12 protein-coding genes and 4 pseudogenes are annotated in these 19,459 nt (G+C 40.6%); 13 read left to right on the plus strand and 3 right to left on the minus strand.

Annotated elements, in window-relative coordinates:
• The first annotated feature begins 142 nt into the window (after window positions 1-142).
• Both MKY35_RS12605 and MKY35_RS12610 read left to right on the plus strand, forming a co-directional pair.
• On the plus strand, window positions 143-4,144 hold the full coding sequence (locus tag MKY35_RS12605; RefSeq protein WP_342446558.1) for a GH32 C-terminal domain-containing protein: 4,002 nt from the start codon (window positions 143-145) through the stop codon (window positions 4,142-4,144).
• A 116-nt stretch (window positions 4,145-4,260) separates the two neighbouring features.
• Window positions 4,261-4,514 (plus strand): annotated as a pseudogene (locus MKY35_RS12610) (PTS glucose transporter subunit IIA).
• Between the two features lie 156 nt (window positions 4,515-4,670).
• On the opposite strand, the gene MKY35_RS12615 reads toward MKY35_RS12610, so the two are convergent.
• Window positions 4,671-5,546: a LysR family transcriptional regulator gene (locus MKY35_RS12615; protein ID WP_342446559.1), complete on the minus strand. Its 876-nt coding sequence runs from the start codon at window positions 5,544-5,546 to the stop codon at window positions 4,671-4,673.
• A 133-nt stretch (window positions 5,547-5,679) separates the two neighbouring features.
• Here MKY35_RS12615 and MKY35_RS12620 point away from each other — a divergent pair, with 133 nt between their 5' ends.
• From MKY35_RS12620 to MKY35_RS12640, 5 genes and pseudogenes are all read left to right on the plus strand, one after another.
• Window positions 5,680-6,525 (plus strand): alpha/beta hydrolase, encoded by an 846-nt coding sequence (locus tag MKY35_RS12620; protein WP_342446560.1) that lies wholly within the window; start codon window positions 5,680-5,682, stop codon window positions 6,523-6,525.
• Between the two features lie 158 nt (window positions 6,526-6,683).
• Window positions 6,684-7,925 carry a YbfB/YjiJ family MFS transporter gene (locus tag MKY35_RS12625; RefSeq protein ID WP_342446561.1) on the plus strand — a complete coding sequence of 414 codons (1,242 nt, stop codon included), beginning with the start codon at window positions 6,684-6,686 and terminating at the stop codon, window positions 7,923-7,925.
• A gap of 104 nt (window positions 7,926-8,029) precedes the next feature.
• Window positions 8,030-8,817, plus strand: a pseudogene (gene murI / locus MKY35_RS12630) (glutamate racemase).
• 163 nt (window positions 8,818-8,980) lie between these two features.
• Window positions 8,981-10,072 (plus strand): nitronate monooxygenase, encoded by a 1,092-nt coding sequence (locus MKY35_RS12635; RefSeq protein ID WP_342446562.1) that lies wholly within the window; start codon window positions 8,981-8,983, stop codon window positions 10,070-10,072.
• Between the two features lie 35 nt (window positions 10,073-10,107).
• Window positions 10,108-10,500 carry a tautomerase family protein gene (locus MKY35_RS12640; protein ID WP_342446563.1) on the plus strand — a complete coding sequence of 131 codons (393 nt, stop codon included), beginning with the start codon at window positions 10,108-10,110 and terminating at the stop codon, window positions 10,498-10,500.
• A gap of 440 nt (window positions 10,501-10,940) precedes the next feature.
• On the opposite strand, the gene MKY35_RS12645 is transcribed toward MKY35_RS12640, so the two are convergent.
• Entirely contained in the window at window positions 10,941-11,492 is a 552-nt protein-coding gene (locus MKY35_RS12645; RefSeq protein WP_342446564.1) for a GNAT family acetyltransferase, read from the minus strand.
• Between the two features lie 833 nt (window positions 11,493-12,325).
• Here MKY35_RS12645 and MKY35_RS12650 point away from each other — a divergent pair.
• Entirely contained in the window at window positions 12,326-13,069 is a 744-nt protein-coding gene (locus MKY35_RS12650) for a hypothetical protein (RefSeq protein ID WP_342446565.1), read from the plus strand.
• 428 nt (window positions 13,070-13,497) lie between these two features.
• Here the strand turns inward: MKY35_RS12650 and MKY35_RS12655 are convergent, their stop codons facing one another.
• Window positions 13,498-13,725: a hypothetical protein gene (locus tag MKY35_RS12655; RefSeq protein ID WP_342446566.1), complete on the minus strand. Its 228-nt coding sequence runs from the start codon at window positions 13,723-13,725 to the stop codon at window positions 13,498-13,500.
• 1,333 nt (window positions 13,726-15,058) lie between these two features.
• Here MKY35_RS12655 and MKY35_RS12660 point away from each other — a divergent pair.
• The 5 genes and pseudogenes from MKY35_RS12660 (at window position 15,059) to MKY35_RS12680 (ending at window position 19,346) form a co-directional block, all read left to right on the plus strand.
• Window positions 15,059-15,274 (plus strand): hypothetical protein, encoded by a 216-nt coding sequence (locus tag MKY35_RS12660; protein WP_342446567.1) that lies wholly within the window; start codon window positions 15,059-15,061, stop codon window positions 15,272-15,274.
• Between the two features lie 225 nt (window positions 15,275-15,499).
• Window positions 15,500-16,411: a class A beta-lactamase gene (bla, locus tag MKY35_RS12665; protein ID WP_342446568.1), complete on the plus strand. Its 912-nt coding sequence runs from the start codon at window positions 15,500-15,502 to the stop codon at window positions 16,409-16,411.
• A gap of 395 nt (window positions 16,412-16,806) precedes the next feature.
• Window positions 16,807-17,568: pseudogene (xerS, locus tag MKY35_RS12670) on the plus strand (tyrosine recombinase XerS); the annotation flags it as partial.
• A gap of 1,119 nt (window positions 17,569-18,687) precedes the next feature.
• Window positions 18,688-18,987: pseudogene (locus tag MKY35_RS12675) on the plus strand (phospholipase D-like domain-containing protein); the annotation flags it as partial.
• Window positions 18,963-19,346, plus strand: coding sequence for a LysR substrate-binding domain-containing protein (locus tag MKY35_RS12680; protein WP_342446569.1), 384 nt, complete (start codon window positions 18,963-18,965; stop codon window positions 19,344-19,346). The pseudogene MKY35_RS12675 and the gene MKY35_RS12680, both read left to right, overlap by 25 nt.
• Window positions 19,347-19,459 lie beyond the last annotated feature (113 nt).

Genomic DNA, 19,459 nt, shown 5'->3' on the forward strand with positions numbered 1-19,459 from the left:
AAGAAACTTTGCATTCCTCCGTTTGGAAACGTTTCATTCATATTCTCCCTTCTTCATGACTATTCATCTTTGTACAAGGAGAGCATTTCGAAATGAGGTATCGATGTTCGCAAGTATAACAAGTTTCGAAGGAGGCTCGAGAATGAGGAAAGTCAAAAGAGGAAAATGTTGGATATCGGGAATGGTTATATGGGCTATGGTTCTCCAGCTTGTTGTTCCGGGAATCTCTGTCGCGTCCGAAAATAGAACTGTTGCTGGAGAAACGCTCATTCCTAAGAATGATGTGAAATCATCGGTTACGGATGCGATTTATCAAATCAAGAATATTCCTAAGAATGACATGGGATTGTCAGTTACAGATTCAGTCTATCAAATCCGGAATCCTGGATTTGAAACAGGAGATTTGACGGGATGGACCGTTGTCAAAGGCGATGCGTTCGGTCCGAATAGCGTAACCGACGAAACGACTTGGTGGGCAGAAAAAATACCGTATAACCAGGAAGGAGCTTATCATTTAAACGGCTGGAAGTATGACGAATCTGCGACAGGTGTACTTCGTTCCAGCACTTTCGAGCTGGGCGGAAGCGGCTGGATCAGCTTCAAGCTTGGCGGTGCAAAGAACCCAGACAAGGTATTTATAAATATTGTGGAAGTCGATACGGGACAAGTTATTGCCCGATACGGAAATAGCGCATTCGCCGACGTTGGCTTCCCGGATCCTGCGCAGGGCATGCGGCTTGCCAATATGGTGCAATACAAGGCGGATCTTTCCACACAATTGGGCAAGAAACTGTATGTGGAGGTCGTCGATAATGCAACCTCGGATTGGGGAGTCATTTTTGCGGACGCATTCTCCATGTACCATGAGTCGGAGCCAGCTGAAGGAATTGTTGCGACGGATATCAAGCCGGATTTCAAGCGCTATGAAATCGATAATCCAAGCTTTGAAACCGGAAATCTCGATGGCTGGACGGTTGAGGGAGATGCTTTTGAAGTGACTGATGAAGCTCATGCGAGCAAAGAAGGGAATTTCTATGCCAAATCCTCCCTGCAAGGAAAGGGCTCCATCACTTCTAATACTTTCACGCTTCAGGGAACCGGAACAATTAATTTTACTGTTTTGGATATCCTCAAACCGGAAAATGCATATGTTGCACTTTACGATGCGAACAGCAACACATTGCTTATGAAAACCGGGAATGTCAGCGCGAACGAGAAAATCTCATGGAAAGTGCAAGAACACTACAACAAGAAGCTCTATGTAAAGGTTGTCGATCATTCCAATGAAGCCAGCATTGCCGTTGATAGTTTCCAAGCAAGTGGTAGGGGGACTATTTTCTACTTAAACCTTGATGAAGGCGCAGGAAAGAAAGCGTTGGAGAAAGTACACAATCTTAGGCACGATGTGAACTATGTATTTAACAACGCCAGGTATATGGCATCGAAGGATCCGAGATGGACTCCGCGTGGAATAAAAGGCGGCGCCTTATTGTTCGATGGATACTCGAATTATATTGAGGTCAATGCAAACGATACTGTGCCTGTAAGCGACGCGTTAACCATCGAAGCTTGGGTTGCACCGCGTAGCTATGAGTGGGGAGACGGAAACAAGCTGTCTGCGATCGTAAACCAATCCGACCAGGATAAAGCGGAAGGCTTTTCTCTTGGTATGTATCGGCACGGTACATGGTCGATGCAAGTAGGCATCGGTGGTCAGTGGATTCAGGTATGGGTAAAGGATCACCCGTTGGAAAAATACAAGTGGAATTATGTGGCCGCTACTTTCAGTAAAGGAGATGGAAAAATTAAGTTATATCTAAACGGTGAGGAAGTGGCTTCCCAAGTAACCCCCCTCAACGTTCCGATCACACCATCTACCGAAAGCCTGATCATCGGGAAAAATAATAAATCTGTAGAGTTAGCAGGGGTGTTCTCCTTCAATATGTTCAGCGGACTCCTAGATGAAGTGAAGCTGCATAATAAAGCCCTTACGAACCAGGAGATACTTGCTGGATATGAGAGCGTGAAGGCGCTTCATGGAGGTTCAATTCCGAAAATTCCAAATGCGGACATTGATGAGGATCCAAGTGTGTTTGACGGAGATCAGCACCGACCCCAGTACCACGCGATGCCTCCGCAAAACTGGATGAATGAAGCACATGCACCGATTTACTATAACGGCAAATACCATTTATTTTATCAACATAACCCGCAAGGTCCATTCTGGCATCAAATCCACTGGGGGCATTGGGTGAGTGACGATATGGTGAACTGGGAAAATATAAGACCTGCTCTTGCGCCCGAAGCGGGCACCCTAGATCCGGACGGCACGTGGTCAGGCAGTGCAGCGTATGATCGAAACGGCAATCCTGTTCTGTTCTATACCGCTGGCAACGACTCCTTGTCGCCGAACCAAAGAACAGGGTTGGCAACTCCGGCGGATTTGTCCGATCCCTATTTGGAAAAATGGGTGAAATATCCTAAACCGGTAACGGAGCAGAACGGAAAAGGCATCCACAACGAGTTCCGCGATCCGTTTGTATGGTACGACAAAGAGGTGGACAAGTGGTATCAGTTAGTGACATCTGGTCTTCCAGACTTCAGCAGCGGCACAGCTTTGGTGTATGTATCCGATGATATGTACAATTGGGAATATAAGGGGCCGCTATACGTTAGTGACAGAAGCCGTTATCCAGAGTTGGGTACGGTATGGGAGCTACCAGTGTTATTGCCGTTAGGCACGGATAGTACGGGCAAGCAAAAATATATTTTCATGATTAATCCCCATGAAAAGCCGGAGCATGTTCCTCCAGCGAACGATGTGCAAAGAGATGTTGAGGTCTTTTACTGGATCGGGACTTGGGACCGGGATAACTTTAAATTTATTCCTGATCAGGAGGCACCCTCCAAAATGGATGTAGGTGACGGCTATTTAACCGCAGAGAGCGGTCTGGTCACACCTGACGGAAGAACGGTCGTATTCTCCATGGTGCAAAATGTAAGAACACCGCAAGCCGAATATCAATCTGGATGGGCTCATAATTTATCTTTGCCGGTTTCCCTAAGCCTCGATAAGCATGATAAATTGCATATCGAACCGATTAAAGAACTGCAGAGCCTTCGAGGGAAAAAATGGGTTGATTTTTCGGACAAAAATTTGGAGAGCGCCAATCAATTGATCCAAAATGTCAAAGGCGACATGCTAGAGATTGTGATGGAGATTGATCCGCGTGAGGCCCAGAAATTCGGTCTCAAGGTACGCCGCTCGGAAAAAGGCCAAGAAGAGACGCTCATTTACTACGACAAGAAGAACGGGACGTTTAATGTGGATCGAACCAAGAGCAGCATTGATCCGGATGTGCGTGTAGACGGCATTCAAGGAGGATATGTAGATCTTGAAGGAGAGAACTTGAAACTCCATATCTTTCTCGATCGCTCGGTCATTGAAGCCTTTGCAAATTACAAAAAGAAGCTGACAACTCGTGTCTATGTAGGCAGATACGACTCCTTAGGCTTACAGATCTGGGCCGATGGCGATATCAATATCAAATCCATGCAAGTATGGGATATGAATGCCTTAACGGGTAAACCGGCTGCTCCGGTCTATGTACCCGATAAGTGGGATAATTCTGTGTATAAGGATATTACAGAGCTGCCTAACCATGATTTTGCTACGGGCGACTTAACAGGATGGATGACGGAAGGAGACGCCTTCCAGAATGTCCATGTGACCAATGCCCAGTTCTTCTGGGACAACATTTACTTCAACCCGTCGCATAAAATTCCGGGCGGCTACCATTTGTGGGGCTTCAACGAGCAAGCCGGCGGCGACAGCTTAACAGGAGCGCTAAGATCTCAAAATTTCGTCCTTGGTGGGAACGGTAAGATCAACTTCCTTATCAGCGGCGGCCGGGATATAGATCGTCTGTATGTTGCGCTGGTTCGGGCGTCGGACGGCAAAGAGTTATTTAAAGAGACAGCGACCAATTATGAGGAATATCAACGGAAGATTTGGGATGCGACGGATTATATCGGGGAGGAGCTTTATATAAAGGTGGTTGACCACTCCAAAGGCGGGTTTGGACATATTAACGTCGATGATTTTAATGTACCTGTTCAGGTAAAGAAGAAAACTAACAACTGACTCTTCTTAATACAGAATACCCGTGAGTCCTGTAGTCACTCCAAGCAAACCGAATAGTCAAATAGCTTATCATTCGAAATGGCATCGGTATTGTATCTGATTCTGGAATTGAGCTTTTGATTCATATTGGCATTAATACAGTAAAATTAAAGGACAGCATTTCAAACCTGCAGTGAGGGAAAACGACCAAATTACGATTAGTAACAAATTGGTTGAGTTTGATTTGAAGCAAATCGTAGCTGCAGGCAATGATCCAACAGTAATGATCGTTGTTACGAATTCATTTAATTATGATCAGGTCCAAGTCAATTTTGAAAATCCAAACTCGAATCAATTGTTACTATTAACTTCTGAAGAAGCTAAAGGATGATATCCTTCATTCAGTGGATTAATGAAATATGATCCTATAGAAACCGTAGTCCGCTAGAAGGCTGCGGTTTCTATAAGTTTATTACACAGTATGGTTTGTTCTCGTTAATATGGTGCTCTAAAATGTAGGATATTTTCGATAACTTTCGATGGCAGGTTAAGTAAGATTAAACCTCTGTCTTGAAATCCGGATAAATTCGGATATAGCTGCAGTTTCATAAGTATCTTTACGACGTATGAATAGAGTCGGAACTTTATAGAATTCTTCCGAGATTTCTTGAGATTGCAAGTTATATTGAACCATGGCTCTCTCAATGACTGAGCGAGGTAAAAGGGAGACACCAAGGCCGGCGTGGATACATCCGAGGATCCCCTCCAATGTTCCGAATTCCATGATCTTTGCGGGTATAATTCCATTCAGATGTAACCAGTTCTCGAGTTTTTGACGATAAGAACAACCAGTACGGAAAACCAGTAAAGTCAGATTTCGTAATTGTTCGGGTTGACTGATTAAGGGAAACTGTTTTCCTGATATGAGTGCAAGTTCCTCAACCCCTACCTCAGTAATATCGAGCTCAGCATGATCAACTGGCGCAGCTACGAAAGCTCCGTCCAACTCGTATTTCAACACTAAATGGATAAGTTCTTCCGTAGTTCCAGTTTTTAATGCCAAATCCACCTCTGGATAAGATTTATGGTAATCGGTGAGAATAGATGGTAGTCGAATCGCAGCTGTGGTTTCAAGCGATCCGATCCGAAGCGGGCCTCTTGGGGTTGAGTTATCTGCCACGACTCGTTCCGCCTCTTGAGTAAGAAAGACAATTTTCTCAGCATAGGACTTGAGTGTTTCTCCGGATGTTGTGAGCCGAACCCCTTGCCGCCCACGACGAAATAACGCTGTTTTCAGTTTCTTTTCAAGCTGCTGGATACGGATGCTTATACTCGACTGAACATATTCCATTTTTTCGGCTGCTTTGGTAATGCTTCCTTCGTTCGCAACCGCCAGAAAAATCTGCAAGTCTCGGATGTCCACCGTCATTCCTCCATTTAATTATTGATAATTTTGATATTACAAATCGTATAAATTCATTTTACACGATATTTGTGAGGAGTTACAATTAGTTTAGTAAGCGGCAGGTCTTATGAAGAAAACAGGAGGTTATAGTATGAGGGCCTATCATTCATTAGAGATAGAAGGATTAAACGTATTTTATCGTGAGGCTGGTAATCCCAACAAGCCAGTCATTTTATTGCTTCATGGCTTTCCATCCGCAAGTCATATGTTTAGAGAGCTAATACCTATTTTAGAAAAAGACTACTATTTAATTGCTCCTGATTATCCGGGGTTTGGGAATTCCTCATCACCTGACAGAGAAGATTTCCAGTATACATTTGACCATATTACTGAAATTATCGAAACTTTCATCGATAAACTAGGGCTTACTAAATATGCGTTATATGTCTTTGACTACGGAGCCCCTATTGGCTTTCGCATTGCCAAGCACCATCCAGAACGTGTAACAGCAATAATAAGCCAAAATGGCAACATTTATCGTGAAGGACTAGGAGGAAAATGGGCAGCACGAGAAGATTATTGGCGTTATCCTACACAAGAAAAAAGGGAAAGTTATAGGACAGCATTTGCGCCTAACACAATCAAGGGCCAATATGTTGATGGAACGAAGGAAAGTCAAGTTTCCCCAGATGGCTATACTCTTGATATTGCTTATATGTCCCGGCCGGGAAATGATGAGAAACAATTGGATTTAATTTTCGATTACCAAAATAATGTAAAAATGTACCCGGAGTTTCAACAGTATCTCCGTGAATATCAGCCGCCCTTGCTAGCAGTCTGGGGTGAAAATGATGTTTCCTTTATTCCGGCTGGTGCTGAGGCTTTTAAGAAAGATTTACCTAAAGCAGAGATTCATTTATTAGATACTGGGCACTTTGCATTGGAAACACATGCATATGAAATTGGAGAACTAATGTTGGATTTTTTAGGAAAATAATAGAATTTGAAGATTCAAAAGTTGGTAAATCCCGATGGTTTCTACCGTCATTTCTTTGTTATAGAAATTGATTTTTTTAATGTTAACTTGTGTTTATATTCATATTAATTGATGTATTGAGAGGTAAATTGAATTTAGAAGGGTGACAGGTCAGTCTCATGGAGAATTCAGGAGCTAAAAATGCGAAATTGTTTAATTCCACAAAGACCATGATCGGTGGTTTAGTTATGCTCATTATTGCAATGGGAATCGGACGTTTTTCATATACTTCCATACTTCCATTGATGCAATCACAAGCTCATCTATCCGCTACGGAATCCGGATATTTGGCAGGGAGTAATAACTTGGGTTACCTTATCGCTGCCTTTGGTGCAGGTTTCATAACCTGGGGATCCCGAAGAGCCTATCATCTTCGGATGCAATTGGTACTCTGCATCATTTTAACGGGACTTATGGGAATCAGTTCATCATTTTTATGTTGGATGATTTTGCGCTTTCTTGCTGGAATTAGCAGCGGCCTTATTTTCGTTCTATCATCAAGTTTAGTGTTGGATACGTTGTTTTCAGATAAGCGTGATAAATGGGTAGGTATATTTTACGGAGGAGTTGGCGTTGGTATTGTTTTAGTTGGTTTACTTACGCCTTTTCTTAGCATTTTCACTTGGAGGGGGCCTTGGATCGGCCTTTTGATCATTAGTATCATCCTTATCGTACCCGTTTGGTCATTTATCCACGATAAAGAGCCGAAACCTATAACTCAAAATGCTGAATCCCTGAGTTCATCAGCGGAAAATCCATCTATTTTCGGCTGGCTACTTATTGCTTATGGACTTGAGGGGTTAGGTTATATAGTAAGCGCGACGTTTCTTGTAGCAATGGTTAAGCAAATGCCTCATATGTCGATTTTTGCTGACTTTAGCTGGATTATCGTTGGGATAGCGGCAGTACCATCAACAGTTATCTGGTCCTGGTGGGCGAGTAAAGTCGGTTACATCAAACCATTGATTATTGCGCTTATCCTGCAGGCTGTTGGGGTCATACTGCCGGTATGGCTTCCCAATATATTCGGCGTAACGTTAGGATCTGTCCTTTTTGGAGGCACTTTTATGGGCATTTCCATGCTTGCTCTCGCCGCGGCTCGTATGTCTAGACCATCCAGTGGTAATAGAGCAATTGCTTTGATGACAGGATTTTTTGGTATCGGGCAAATACTCGGTCCAATCGGAGCCGGAATCGTTTTAGAAGTGGCGCATAGCTATAGCCTATCACTACTTCTTGCCACTTTGGTGCTTGTTGTTGCTGCTATAATATTGCTATCCGGTGCAGTCATTTCAAGTCAAAAAGGAGCGATAGGAAATTTAAACCATGCTCGTATTCATCCTAATCAAGAGCTTAGTTAGACCCTGGGTAATTTACATTGGAACCAGATACAAATGGAATTGGTGAATTAATTTTGAATTAACCGTTAGATATATAAATTGATTCCTTTATTGGAGGAATAGAAATGCAAATAGGTTTTTTTGATTCTGGTATTGGAGGCATTACTGTATTGCATGATACATTAAAAGTTTTACCTAATGAAGATTATATGTATTACGCAGATACAATAAATGTTCCATATGGGCACAAAACGAAAGATGAAGTTAAAAAGTATGTTTTAAATGCTATAGAATTTATTAGCCAGCAAAAAGTAAAAGCGATAGTGATTGCTTGTAATACTGCCACAAGCGCAGCAATCGAAGAAATAAGGGCAAAATACAGTATTCCAATCATTGGTATGGAGCCTGCCGTAAAACCAGCTGTTAAAACAAAAAAAATATAGATAAACGAGTTTTAGTAACTGCTACTGCTTTGACTCTAAGGGAAGAAAGACTTCAAAATCTTATTACTAAATTAGATAACGAACATGTTGTTGATTTATTACCTCTTCCGAAATTAGTTCAGTTTGCAGAAAGTTTTGAGTTTAACGAGCAAATAGTGCTGCCTTATCTTCAAGAACAATTATCTATATATGATTTAAGTAAGTATGAAACTATTGTTTTAGGATGTACTCACTTTTCTTACTATAAAGATATATTTAGAAAATTATTTTCATCGGATGTTAATATAATTGATGGAAATAATGGTACTGCAAAAAATCTAAAAAAAGTACTGGAAGAAATGAATTCTTTAGATGAAGGCAACGGTAATATTTCTTTCTATTGTTCAGGGATCAAAGTCGAGGATAAGGCTAAATTAAAAGAGTTTAATAAACTGTTCAAAAGATTGGATGCTATTAACGAATATAATTGAAAAGTCTGAGATTTTATTATCATTGATTATTGCGCTGATCCTGCAAGTCGTTGGTGTCATGCTGCCAGTATGACCTTCCCAATATATTCGGCATGAGGTTAGGGTCTGTTCTTTTTTGAAGGCACGAGTTCGTCTAATTTTCAATAAAAGGAGGTTTTTAAAGGTGTTTGAGACTGATTTGACGCGTGCTCTTAAAATTCGATACCCGATTTTTCAAGCGCCGATGGCTGGTGGCGTTTCGACGCCCGAATTAGTAGAGGCTGTTTCAAATGCCGGTGGGCTAGGCAACCTAGGGGGCGGATACTTAACACCGGAGCAGCTCCGTAGCGAGATCCAAAAGATCAAGCAACGAACGGACCAGCCTTTTGGAGTAAACTTGTTTGTGCCTGAGCAATCAGAAGATTCGGAAGAAGCAATTTACCGGATGACAGATTATCTGAATAAATACCGCATCAAACTTGGCACTGCTCAAAATCCATCTCTTATGAAGTTTTCAGAATCATTTGAGGAGCAGCTACAGGTAGTGTTGGAGGAGCGTGTACCTGTATTTAGTTTCACTTTTGGCGTACCATCCCAAGACGTGATCCAAACCATGAAACAGCATGGAATATTCATCATTGGAACTGCAACAACTGTTGATGAAGCCAAGCAATTGGAAGCAGCTGGCGCAGATGCAATTGTGGCTCAAGAGAGCGAAGCAGGCGGGCATAGGGGGACCTTCATGAAAGACCCTTCCCATGCTTTGATAGGCACTATGGCTATTGTTCCGCAGATCATTGACCATGTGTCGATCCCGGTCATCGCAGCAGGGGGAATCATGGATGGGCGGGGACTTGTAGCAAGCCTTACATTAGGAGCCGCTGCAGTACAGATGGGCACTGCGTTTCTAGCCTGCCCCGAGAGCGGCGCCCATGAAACGTACAAACAGAAAATCCTCTCGTCAAATGAGGACTCCACTGAAATTACACGTGCTTACTCTGGAAAAGCTTCAAGAGGCATTCAAACAAAATTTATGATTGACATGCATCAGTACCCCGGAATAATCCCGACTTACCCCATTCAAAACGCGATGACCCGGGACATTCGCCAAGCGGCTGCAAAAGCGAACAACCCCGAGTACATGTCACTTTGGGCGGGACAGGGTCTTCGGTTAGCAGGCGACCAACCTGCCGCTTCAATTGTAAAACAAACCATTGATCAAGCCAGTGTTCTTGTCCGAAAATTTTCTTTTATTAGAATGGTTGATAATAAATAGGGAAAAATAATTTTTATTAAAGGGAGGAAGTTAAAATGCCATTACTTCGTTTTGATCTTATTAAAGGACGAGATAAAGCAAGCCTAAAAAAACTTTTGGATGTTGCCCACCAAGTTGTTGTGGAAGCTTTTGACGTTCCTGAGCGAGATCGTTACCAAATCGTTCACGAACACACGGCGGACCATATGATTATTGAGGATACTGGGCTAGGATTTAACCGTACCGATAGTCTAGTTATTCTCTCCATAATAAGCAAAGCCCGGCCAAAAGAGAAGAAACAAAAGCTCTATTCCTTGCTGGCTGAAAGGTTAGAAGCTGAATGCGGCATCGCACCAACCGATTTAATGGTATCTATTGTTGAAAATAATGATGATGATTGGAGTTTTGGACTAGGGGAGGCACAATTTTTGACCGGTAAGTTAAGCTGATTCAATGCTAGTCGTTTCGATCTTAATCGGTAATATCCTAATTCTAATCGCCCTTAAATTGGCCTGGTAGGCTAGTTGAAGGGCGATTTCCATGAGGTTTGGTATTGAGATGGTAAAATAAGCTTATGGATGTTTAATAATTACAATTTTGTTGCGGTTTACAATACAGCATCTCTTCCTCATTGACCGAGTATAGGCAAAACTATCTTGAATTTTGGGGACAAAAGGCTATAACCATAAATCATAATTCTTCCGATAGTAGAGATCTGAATTATCTGGTCTCTAACCATCGAAGGTGTTTGTTTGCATATGGCAAATCCCTTTGTAATCAATTTTCCTTTATAACCGCAAATTGGAAATCTATCTTATTATTCAGTAGAGCTAACGGTGCACCGCCAATGGTTTAACGGGCAGGGCAAGCAAACAACATGTTTATCCAATCATTCTGATGTGTAACAACCCAATTCATAGTAAGTATTATTGTTGAAATCAAAGCTTTTAATCACGTCAAGACCAAGCTTTTTGGTGTGGGCAGCGTATGATCTGTGATTGATGTGGTTTATAAAAGTTATCAATATCGGATATTTTTTACTCATTTGCATTCTGGAAAAATCAAAAACCTTTCGGAGTACTACCGTCCCCCTGTAATCCATATCAATGCAAATTGGCCCATACTGATAAGTGTTTTCAGTAGAAAGCGTAGTTCCCTTATATTCTGTATCTTTCAAATCGTCAATCATAAATTGAAAAAAAGGCCACTTAGCCCAATACTTCCATGAGGCAGCCATCACATAAGCAACAATCTTCTGGTCATGACATGCAATTGTAATTCCATTTTCTTTTTCAATTAATTCCTTAAATTGTTCTTCTGTAAATAAGGTTGTTACGAAGCCATCAGGTTTGTCTTTTTCACTAATGGTTGTAATGTGATATTTTTTTTGTAATTCCACTATAGCAGATATATCATCAACAGTAGCGTTTCTATAAATCATTGTTATCCTCCTATATGAAATGAGCTAAAAAACTTATACCACAGCATACATCATAATTGCAAATTTTAAGGGGTAATTGTTGTATACTTGGGTGAGAATAGTGTTATAGGTTTTTGTGAAAGGATAGTTATTCATGCAAAACCAAAAGATTCTCATCGTGGACGATGAGCGGCATTATACAGATGCTTGAAACGGTCCTTCGGAAGGAAGGCTACATTATGATCAGGAGAGTGTTAACGGGGGAAGAGAGGCCTTGGAAGCCGTATGCATTACCACCTTTGATTTAATCGTACTGGATGTTATGTTGCCGGACACAGACGGTTAGATGCTAACTGTCGGGTGACAAAAACATAGTAACTTTAGAAGCCGCTGATTAAGCAGCTTTTTATATTTATGTTATCAAGTTCTTGTCAAAACACAATGACAAGAACTTGATAACATTCCCGACAGATGACAAGAACATTGTTACATTCCCGATAGGATTTCATCGACGGCGACAGACGCCCTTTTATTAAACTAAAGGGCAGGATAGTCAATTTTTTCGCGAATACTTTACATTTGAAAGATATTTGCGAAATTCGTAGATAAGAGGTTATGAGAAAGTAATGTAAGCTTTTGGGAGCTAGATGAAAAAGGAGAGCTGCTTGCCTTATGACGGATTTTCTTATAATGGACTGATTAAAACCCATGAAAACGTAGGTTCTTTTTTATGCAACATTGACGGTACCTTTGTGTGATCGAACATAGGACTTTAGCAGTTAGACACCATTCATAGATATAGTGAATAAGTGGGTAAAGTGTATAATGAAGAAAATAGAACGGAGGACAAATGGGTGAAGATACAACTATTGGTACTAATCATTTCTATTGGTGGAGTAGTATTAGCGACATTCATTTCTGTGTTTGCTGTGCTTCGATTGAAAAAGAGTCATCAAACGGCGACTGACGAACAGAAGAATAGTAGAAAAGTAAACTTAGCCATACCGTCTAAAACATTTGAAGTTGTACTCCATCAGTCACTCTTTCAGGACTGGGGAAGTGGTGTGGAGGAATTGTTTCAAGGCGATAAATCTAGTGTTTATCTAGAAGTTTATAATCATGGAAATATCCCAGCAGAAAATGTCATGGTTGAGATTGCGGTTGATTTTGATGAATTAAATGATTTTATGAAAGATCATACCGCTTTCAATGATGAAGATAATCATTCATTTTATCTTTCTGAGGAAGAAGAAAAAGTCGTTATTTCATTTAATAAAGTAGAAAATATCAAACATGAAATCAATTTTCATTTTGAGGAATTGGGAACGATTCATCCTGTAGGCGCAGAAAAACACGGTATAAAAATACATCTTCCTAAATGGTACATATACTTATTGAACATAAAGGCATTTAATGAAAACTTGGATTTATTCAGTTTGAATATCATATTGGTGTACAAAGATCTGAATAATGAAAGTAAATTATGTACAAAAGAGTTTTTGATTGAACCTGAGATACATATGGCGAAGAGGGAAGAAGAAGAGCATTCTAATAATAAGGTGAAGTACAGAATTAAGGGTGAGTTAATAATAGAATAACTGTTTGGCACGGTTTATACGGCTTCCAGTAGGTAGTCGTTCTTTTTTTGTTTCAAAAGATACTTAACAATACCCTGGCAGCCAGCTACAAGGCAATCAAAATGGACAAATGGACTTCAAGTATCAGCTTGAACGGATACTTATACTTTTTAGTTAAAATGATCCTCTATAATATAATACATTGGAGAATTAACGCAATAATGAATAAGGTAGTTATTGATAGTAATTTTATAAAAAATAATAAAATGTGAAATCGGTGAATCTATTTAGGTAACTTTGCGTCATTAATGTAGAAACATTTTTGTAATTGGATAAAAATGGGTAGAATATGGACTAAGTAATTATAGTGACACAAATCTTCCCCTTAAGTCTAGCCTCAGGGATAAATACAGTGAGATTGATGAACTTTACCTGATTTATAATATCCTTTAAACGGGAATACTTTGTGTCACTGTACAACAATTGATACACCCCGCTTCACACTGCCCGCATATGGCCCTATTGTCCATAACAGCATCAATCAGCTCTTTTAGAAGCTGCCGCTTGGAGAGACCGCACTGGCACAGAAGTTCCGCGGCGTCGACAACGCCGCTACGTTCAAGCAGCACAGCAATTTGGAATAGCGGCGCCATACCTCCACCGCACGCTAGAGTCAAGCCGCTCAGGCTGTTAATCGCCGGAGCGGCTTGTTGTGTGTTAGGCTTCCCCTCTGAAAGCCGAAACTAAGAATTCTCCACCTGGTTGGTACCCCATCGGAGATTCTGTTTACCACCGCATGTGCATCCAGTTATGAATGGAACATTCTATATCGGAACAAAGTTGCCCAAGGATTACACTACATAATTATTTTATTACGGGAGAATAACCGATCTTTTTTTCACAGTTATAGTCGCACATTTTATTGTGCTATGAGTGGAATATAGGTCGAGGAGTCTAAAACCCGCAAAGCATACATACAGGTTACGGATACGGCGCAACAGGTGGGTCTTGATTACTGTTTTGATAAAACAATTCCGGCAAACACCTTTGGTGCTTACCCTTAACGCATTTTGCAGCCGTTCATGGGAAAGCTTTCGAACTTTCGGAACGAATCTTAACGGCATATTTTACAGACGGACACAACATACAAGACCATAAAATCCTTGCCTTACTGGCAGGAGAAATGTGTTTGGATGAAACAGAATCACTGACTAAATAAACCGGCCGATCTGCTTGTCCTAAAGTCTCTTTCACCATTTGTCTGTCTTAACATATTTCATCACTGATTCATAACGTCCATCATCAACGCTTTCCTATGTTCGTGGATTAGAGAATAAGGTTCATTCAGCAGACATAATAAAAACACAGTATTTTGAAACTCACTTTTTCCTCAAAGTTCATTAAAACGTAGTGTAATTATAGTTTTATCAAGAAGTGATTAACATTGCCTTTGCTTCAATTATAAAGCGAAGAATAAGGAAGGAGATATTGTGTCCTTATTAAAATTTTTAGGCGATAGCCATGAAGACATGAATGTACCTATTTTAGGGCATTTTTTTAATTTCACGGTTTTTTTGTCTAAAGAATGCTCAATGTCAATTTCTTCATTCAAAAATGAAATTAGGTATGTAAAAGGAGAGCACAGTAATGTCAAAGGCTAAGATCATACCTTTCCTTTCAAAAGGCCCTGAATTTAAACTTATACCGGATCAAAGGTTACTTCCTTTTATTGACAATAATTAAATTCCATTATTGTAATCAGAACCTTTTTTTCATTATCGAGAACACGAATTATGCACACCTTCTTATATTTTTTGCAAATCAATTTTCGAATGATTCAGACCAAGTCATATAAGACAGTTGACAGTTTGTCATGCGGTATATGTGACAGACCCAAGTACGATGTCATCAAAGCTTGGCGGTTTTATCACTGTTCGATTTAACAATATCGGAGGTAAGGTGAGGGGGGAAAGCAGAACAACAATCTAAAATAATAGGAGCGATTGCGTTATGAAATCATTCACCATTCGAAAAGGAGTAGCACTTTCTTTAACAGCTATATTGGCGGGTACACTGGCTTATGGAACTGTCCACGCAGAGGGTCAGACGGCAACTTATCAAGCTATCGATAAAGCTGTCAATACCGACAATATTTTATCGTCGGAGTTCGCAAAAGAACCCAAAAAAGAACTCAATGAGAAAGAAAAACGACTTCAAAATAGATAAGATGTACTAGGGACATAACGACGGCGTATTTTATATTCGGTCGGTGAGCTCTACTATACAAAATTCTGTAACTTGACTTTTAAAAACTACAAATATAATAACTGAAATATTACATTTGTAATGCATGTGGAAATGAGAATAGAGGAGGAGATCGGATAAATGCGGTATAACCTACTGGCAGGGGCTCAAACAGACGATATATTTTTAGGGAGAGAGGGATAAATCTTGAAAAAATATGTATTAAATATAAGTAGAATAGCTTTATTTGCGATGACACTCTTTCTTGTGCTGCTCGTTGGCTGTACAAAGCAGGGGGCTTCAACTCCGCCGACTGAAAAGGAGCCGCCAAACTCAAACGCAGCGAATGTGGTTTTTAAACAGCTTGAAACCAAGTTTGACGCGCGGCTGGGCGTATATGTTATTGATACTGGAACAGGGAAAGAGGTTGCCTATCGGGCCGATGAACGTTTTGCCTATGCATCCACCTACAAGGCACTGGCAGCAGGCGCAGTCTTGCAGCAGAAGTCTAACGATGAACTGGGCAAAGTCATTAAGTTTGCCAAGGATGATCTGGTTACGTATTCACCGATTACGGAACAGCATGTGGATACCGGGATGAATCTCAAGGAAATCAGTGATGCGGCCATTCGTTATAGCGACAATACGGCAGGAAATTTGCTGCTAAAGGCGCTCGGCGGGCCCGAAGGGTTCGAAAAAGCGATGAGAGATAACGGTGACACTGTGGTTATGGCCAACCGTTATGAGACAGAGTTGAACGAAGCGATTCCTGGGGACCACCGTGATACGAGTACGCCCAACGCCCTTGCCAACAGCTTCAAAGTGCTGACGATTGACGATTCCATGCCTAATGACAAACAAGAGCTGCTTATCGGCTGGTTAAAGGAAAATACTACCGGTGACGAACTAATTCGGGCGGCTGTGCCAGAGGGCTGGGTAGTTGGTGACAAGACAGGCGCAGGAAGCTATGGCACACGCAACGATGTTGCCATCGTATGGCCTCCGGACCGGAAGCCGATCATTATTGCCGTAATGTCCAGCCGTGATACCGAAGATGCAAAGTATAACAATGCCCTAATCGCTGAGGCAGCCAAGGCGGCCTTTAAGGCTCTGGAGTAAGCATAGCGGAGTTGCTGGGTAAGTCGATAGGGCTATTTAAACCACGCACAAAAGGTCGAGACAAGGGGAAACATACTCCTGTTCTCGACCTGTTTGCCAAACAGGGAATCGTAGGAAATTCCTCTGGATTAGAGTATTCTTTTGGTTGGTTTGAAGTTGGGGTTATGCATGCAGCTGTCCGAAGAAAATAAAGTGTCGGACTGAAAAATAAAGTACTAGACTCGGAAAATAAAGTTTTAGACTAGCCAGAATGGAAAGCTCCGGTGGCCTTACTCCCGTACGCTACAGACAGGTTTCGATTTCCGCAGGCGGCCGCTTATATCCGCTAATTGAGGTTTTCCTGCCGCGCGCACAGTTTTCGAGAACCTGGGATGCCCAGCTGATTGTGCATTTGTCTAATATCCTTATTTGATTACTTATAGAACAAAGCTGAAACAAGTGACTTAAAGCCATATATCGAGCGTAATGTTATGGCCAAAATCGATTTAAATGTGGTTAAAGAAAGTCAAGAAACCATTGCCAATCGTATTGATGGGAAAATTCTTAGGAAGACGATTTTGAGTCATTTAGGCAGTTTATAGCTCATGATTTGGGAGAAATCAATAAAGTGAATAAACGTATTTTCACTTTCCATCAATCAATTTAACCGTGAACGAGATACAGCCATTGTTTCCCTTATTTTAGGTTCTGGTCTGAGGCTCTCTAAGATAGCAGGTATTAACATTGAAGATTTGGATATGAATAAAGCTTTGGTGCGTGTTATACGAAAAGGAAATAAAGAACAATACGTGTATTTCAGCAAGCAAGCGTTACTAGATTTAGAAAATTATCTGCAGATTAGAGAATCCAGATATATCCCAGAAAAAAACGAAAGCTTTTTGTTTATTGCAGCTCCCATAGGTCGTAAAGGAAAAAGCCGACGTTTAACTCAGCGATCCATTGAAAAACTAATTGAAAAGTATGCTTCAGCTTTTGGAAAACCAGCATTAACCGTGCACTCTCTGAGGCATTCATTTGCAACGCGTTACCACTTAGAGAACAATGATGTGCCTAGATTGAAGAACCAATTAGGACATTCCTCAATACAAACAACCATGATCTATACACATTTAACAGATGATGAAATGCGAAATGCGGTTAATAATATGGATAAGTAATGTAGGGCTCGTCAAATAAGTGACACAAAGTTTCCTACTTAGTTTGATAATAAAAAAATCACCTCATTCGCTTGGAGAAAAAAACTAAGTTGCTCAAAATTCCGATTAAATTGCTAAAGTAGGGAACTTTGTGTCATGTACAATCGAGAACTAAAGTAATTTATACTACTTGTAATAATAATTTTTATTTTGAAAGTTGTGACAACAAGTTTATACCTTTCAAGAAGGATGATCCAGAAATATGGAGTTCAAAAATATTATTATGCTTGTTCCAACAAAAGTTATATAAGAAAAGGGTAAACTTGTTGTCACTGGACATGGTGTCGGGTGACAAAAACATATTAGCATTAGAAGCCGCTGATTAAGCGTTTTTTGTATTATGTTATCAAGTTCTTGTCAAAACACAATGACAAGAACTTGATAACATTCCCGACAGCTGACAAGAACATTGCTACATTCCCGATATGATTTCATCGACGGCGGCAGACCCCCTTTTTTTAAAACTAACGGGCTTGCGGCTTTTTTTGTTTTAACGATATATGTTCCTGTCAAAAACCAACGACAAGAACAAGAACATATATATTAATCGTGGTTGATAAGAATTCTACAATAACGTGGCTGAGCAGAGCCAAAAGAAAAACCGAGTGCTCTTAATAGTATCATCCATGAAGGATTTTTTAGGTAGGAAATGTAATTTCAAAGTTTTAAAAGTACGTTTTAAGGACGTTATTTGCACTTCTGGAAAACGAAAGATGTACAAAGCAAGATCAAACAAAATTTAATGTGTTCGTCCTGAAGAATTTATTATTAACAAACTGATCGTGAAGCGGGGCTAAATTATTCGGAATGACTATCCCTCAGAGTACATTGAAATCTTATCCTTATCTTAATTGATGATTTATGAAAACTTTTCAATTCAGCTTAAGCTATTTAATATTCTTAGTGAGAAAAGAGAGGGTTGGCATAGGCATTCATATCATTAACAAGGGATTTGGAGATCGATTCTACGGGCTTCTAGACAACTGTACAACGCAAATCAACATTATTTCTCCTTTCATAGGGAGAAACACGGCCATAAGTCTCTCTTAGGTTTTAGAAAGCGATGAGGAGCTTGAGTGCAACATCATAACCCGCTTCTATCGGGAGGATTTTATACAAGGCGCAAGCAACATTGATGGCTTAGATAGATTGTTAAGTGCTGGTGCCAACATATATGCGCTACAGGACCTACACTCAAAGCTATATATATTCGATGGGACTTCGGTTATTACCAGATCTGCTAACTTTACGTTTAATGGTTTCTATAAGAACCATGAATTTGGTATGTTAATAGAGAATGAACCGGTTTTTGCTAATGAATGTTCCGATTACTTCAATGGAATCCTTGAATCAAGGTGTTTGATGAAGAACTGGTTCTGATTGCGGAACCCGGCTTGCATCAGATGCCCGAAGTATTAGGTAAACCGATGTTGTTCTTTCAGATCGGGTGTACACACAGAATTCAAGCTGAAGCTTTTCTACATAGCCGTGGTGTCCATACGCTCAATGTAATGGAATTTGGTACACTGAACACGATCCTAAGTGGTGTATCTGCCGGAATAGGGGTATCTTTACTCCCGCGATCTTCGGTTGTTCAAGCCGAATTAAGAGGAGAGGTTTCAGTGATATCTTTGCCAGAGCCATACTGCAGGTTGGAAGTGGGACTTGTACATGCCCAAAGTGAACATCTATCAAGCCGCATTACGTGGCTTGCTGGAGATGATGACAACCAGGAATAACGAAGGCTAAAAAAAATTCTATTTCATAAAACTCTATCGGGGTTGTATTGTTATTAACAGTGAGGGACGAACTCGAATTCGTTAGATTGAGGGCCTAATCAATAATATTCTAC

Source organism: Paenibacillus sp. FSL L8-0638 (genome assembly GCF_038593075.1).
In the GTDB taxonomy this organism is placed as follows: Bacteria; Bacillota; Bacilli; order Paenibacillales; family Paenibacillaceae; genus Paenibacillus; species Paenibacillus polymyxa_D.

Excerpts from the sequence above, each read along its gene's own strand:
- MKY35_RS12625 (WP_342446561.1), top strand. The coding sequence starts at position 6,684 with ATGGAGAATTCAGGAGCTAAAAATGCGAAATTGTTTAATTCCACAAAG.
- MKY35_RS12645 (WP_342446564.1), bottom strand. The coding sequence starts at position 11,492 with ATGATTTATAGAAACGCTACTGTTGATGATATATCTGCTATAGTGGAA.
- MKY35_RS12620 (WP_342446560.1), top strand. The coding sequence starts at position 5,680 with ATGAGGGCCTATCATTCATTAGAGATAGAAGGATTAAACGTATTTTAT.
- MKY35_RS12605 (WP_342446558.1), top strand. The coding sequence starts at position 143 with ATGAGGAAAGTCAAAAGAGGAAAATGTTGGATATCGGGAATGGTTATA.
- MKY35_RS12660 (WP_342446567.1), top strand. The coding sequence starts at position 15,059 with ATGAAATCATTCACCATTCGAAAAGGAGTAGCACTTTCTTTAACAGCT.
- MKY35_RS12640 (WP_342446563.1), top strand. The coding sequence starts at position 10,108 with ATGCCATTACTTCGTTTTGATCTTATTAAAGGACGAGATAAAGCAAGC.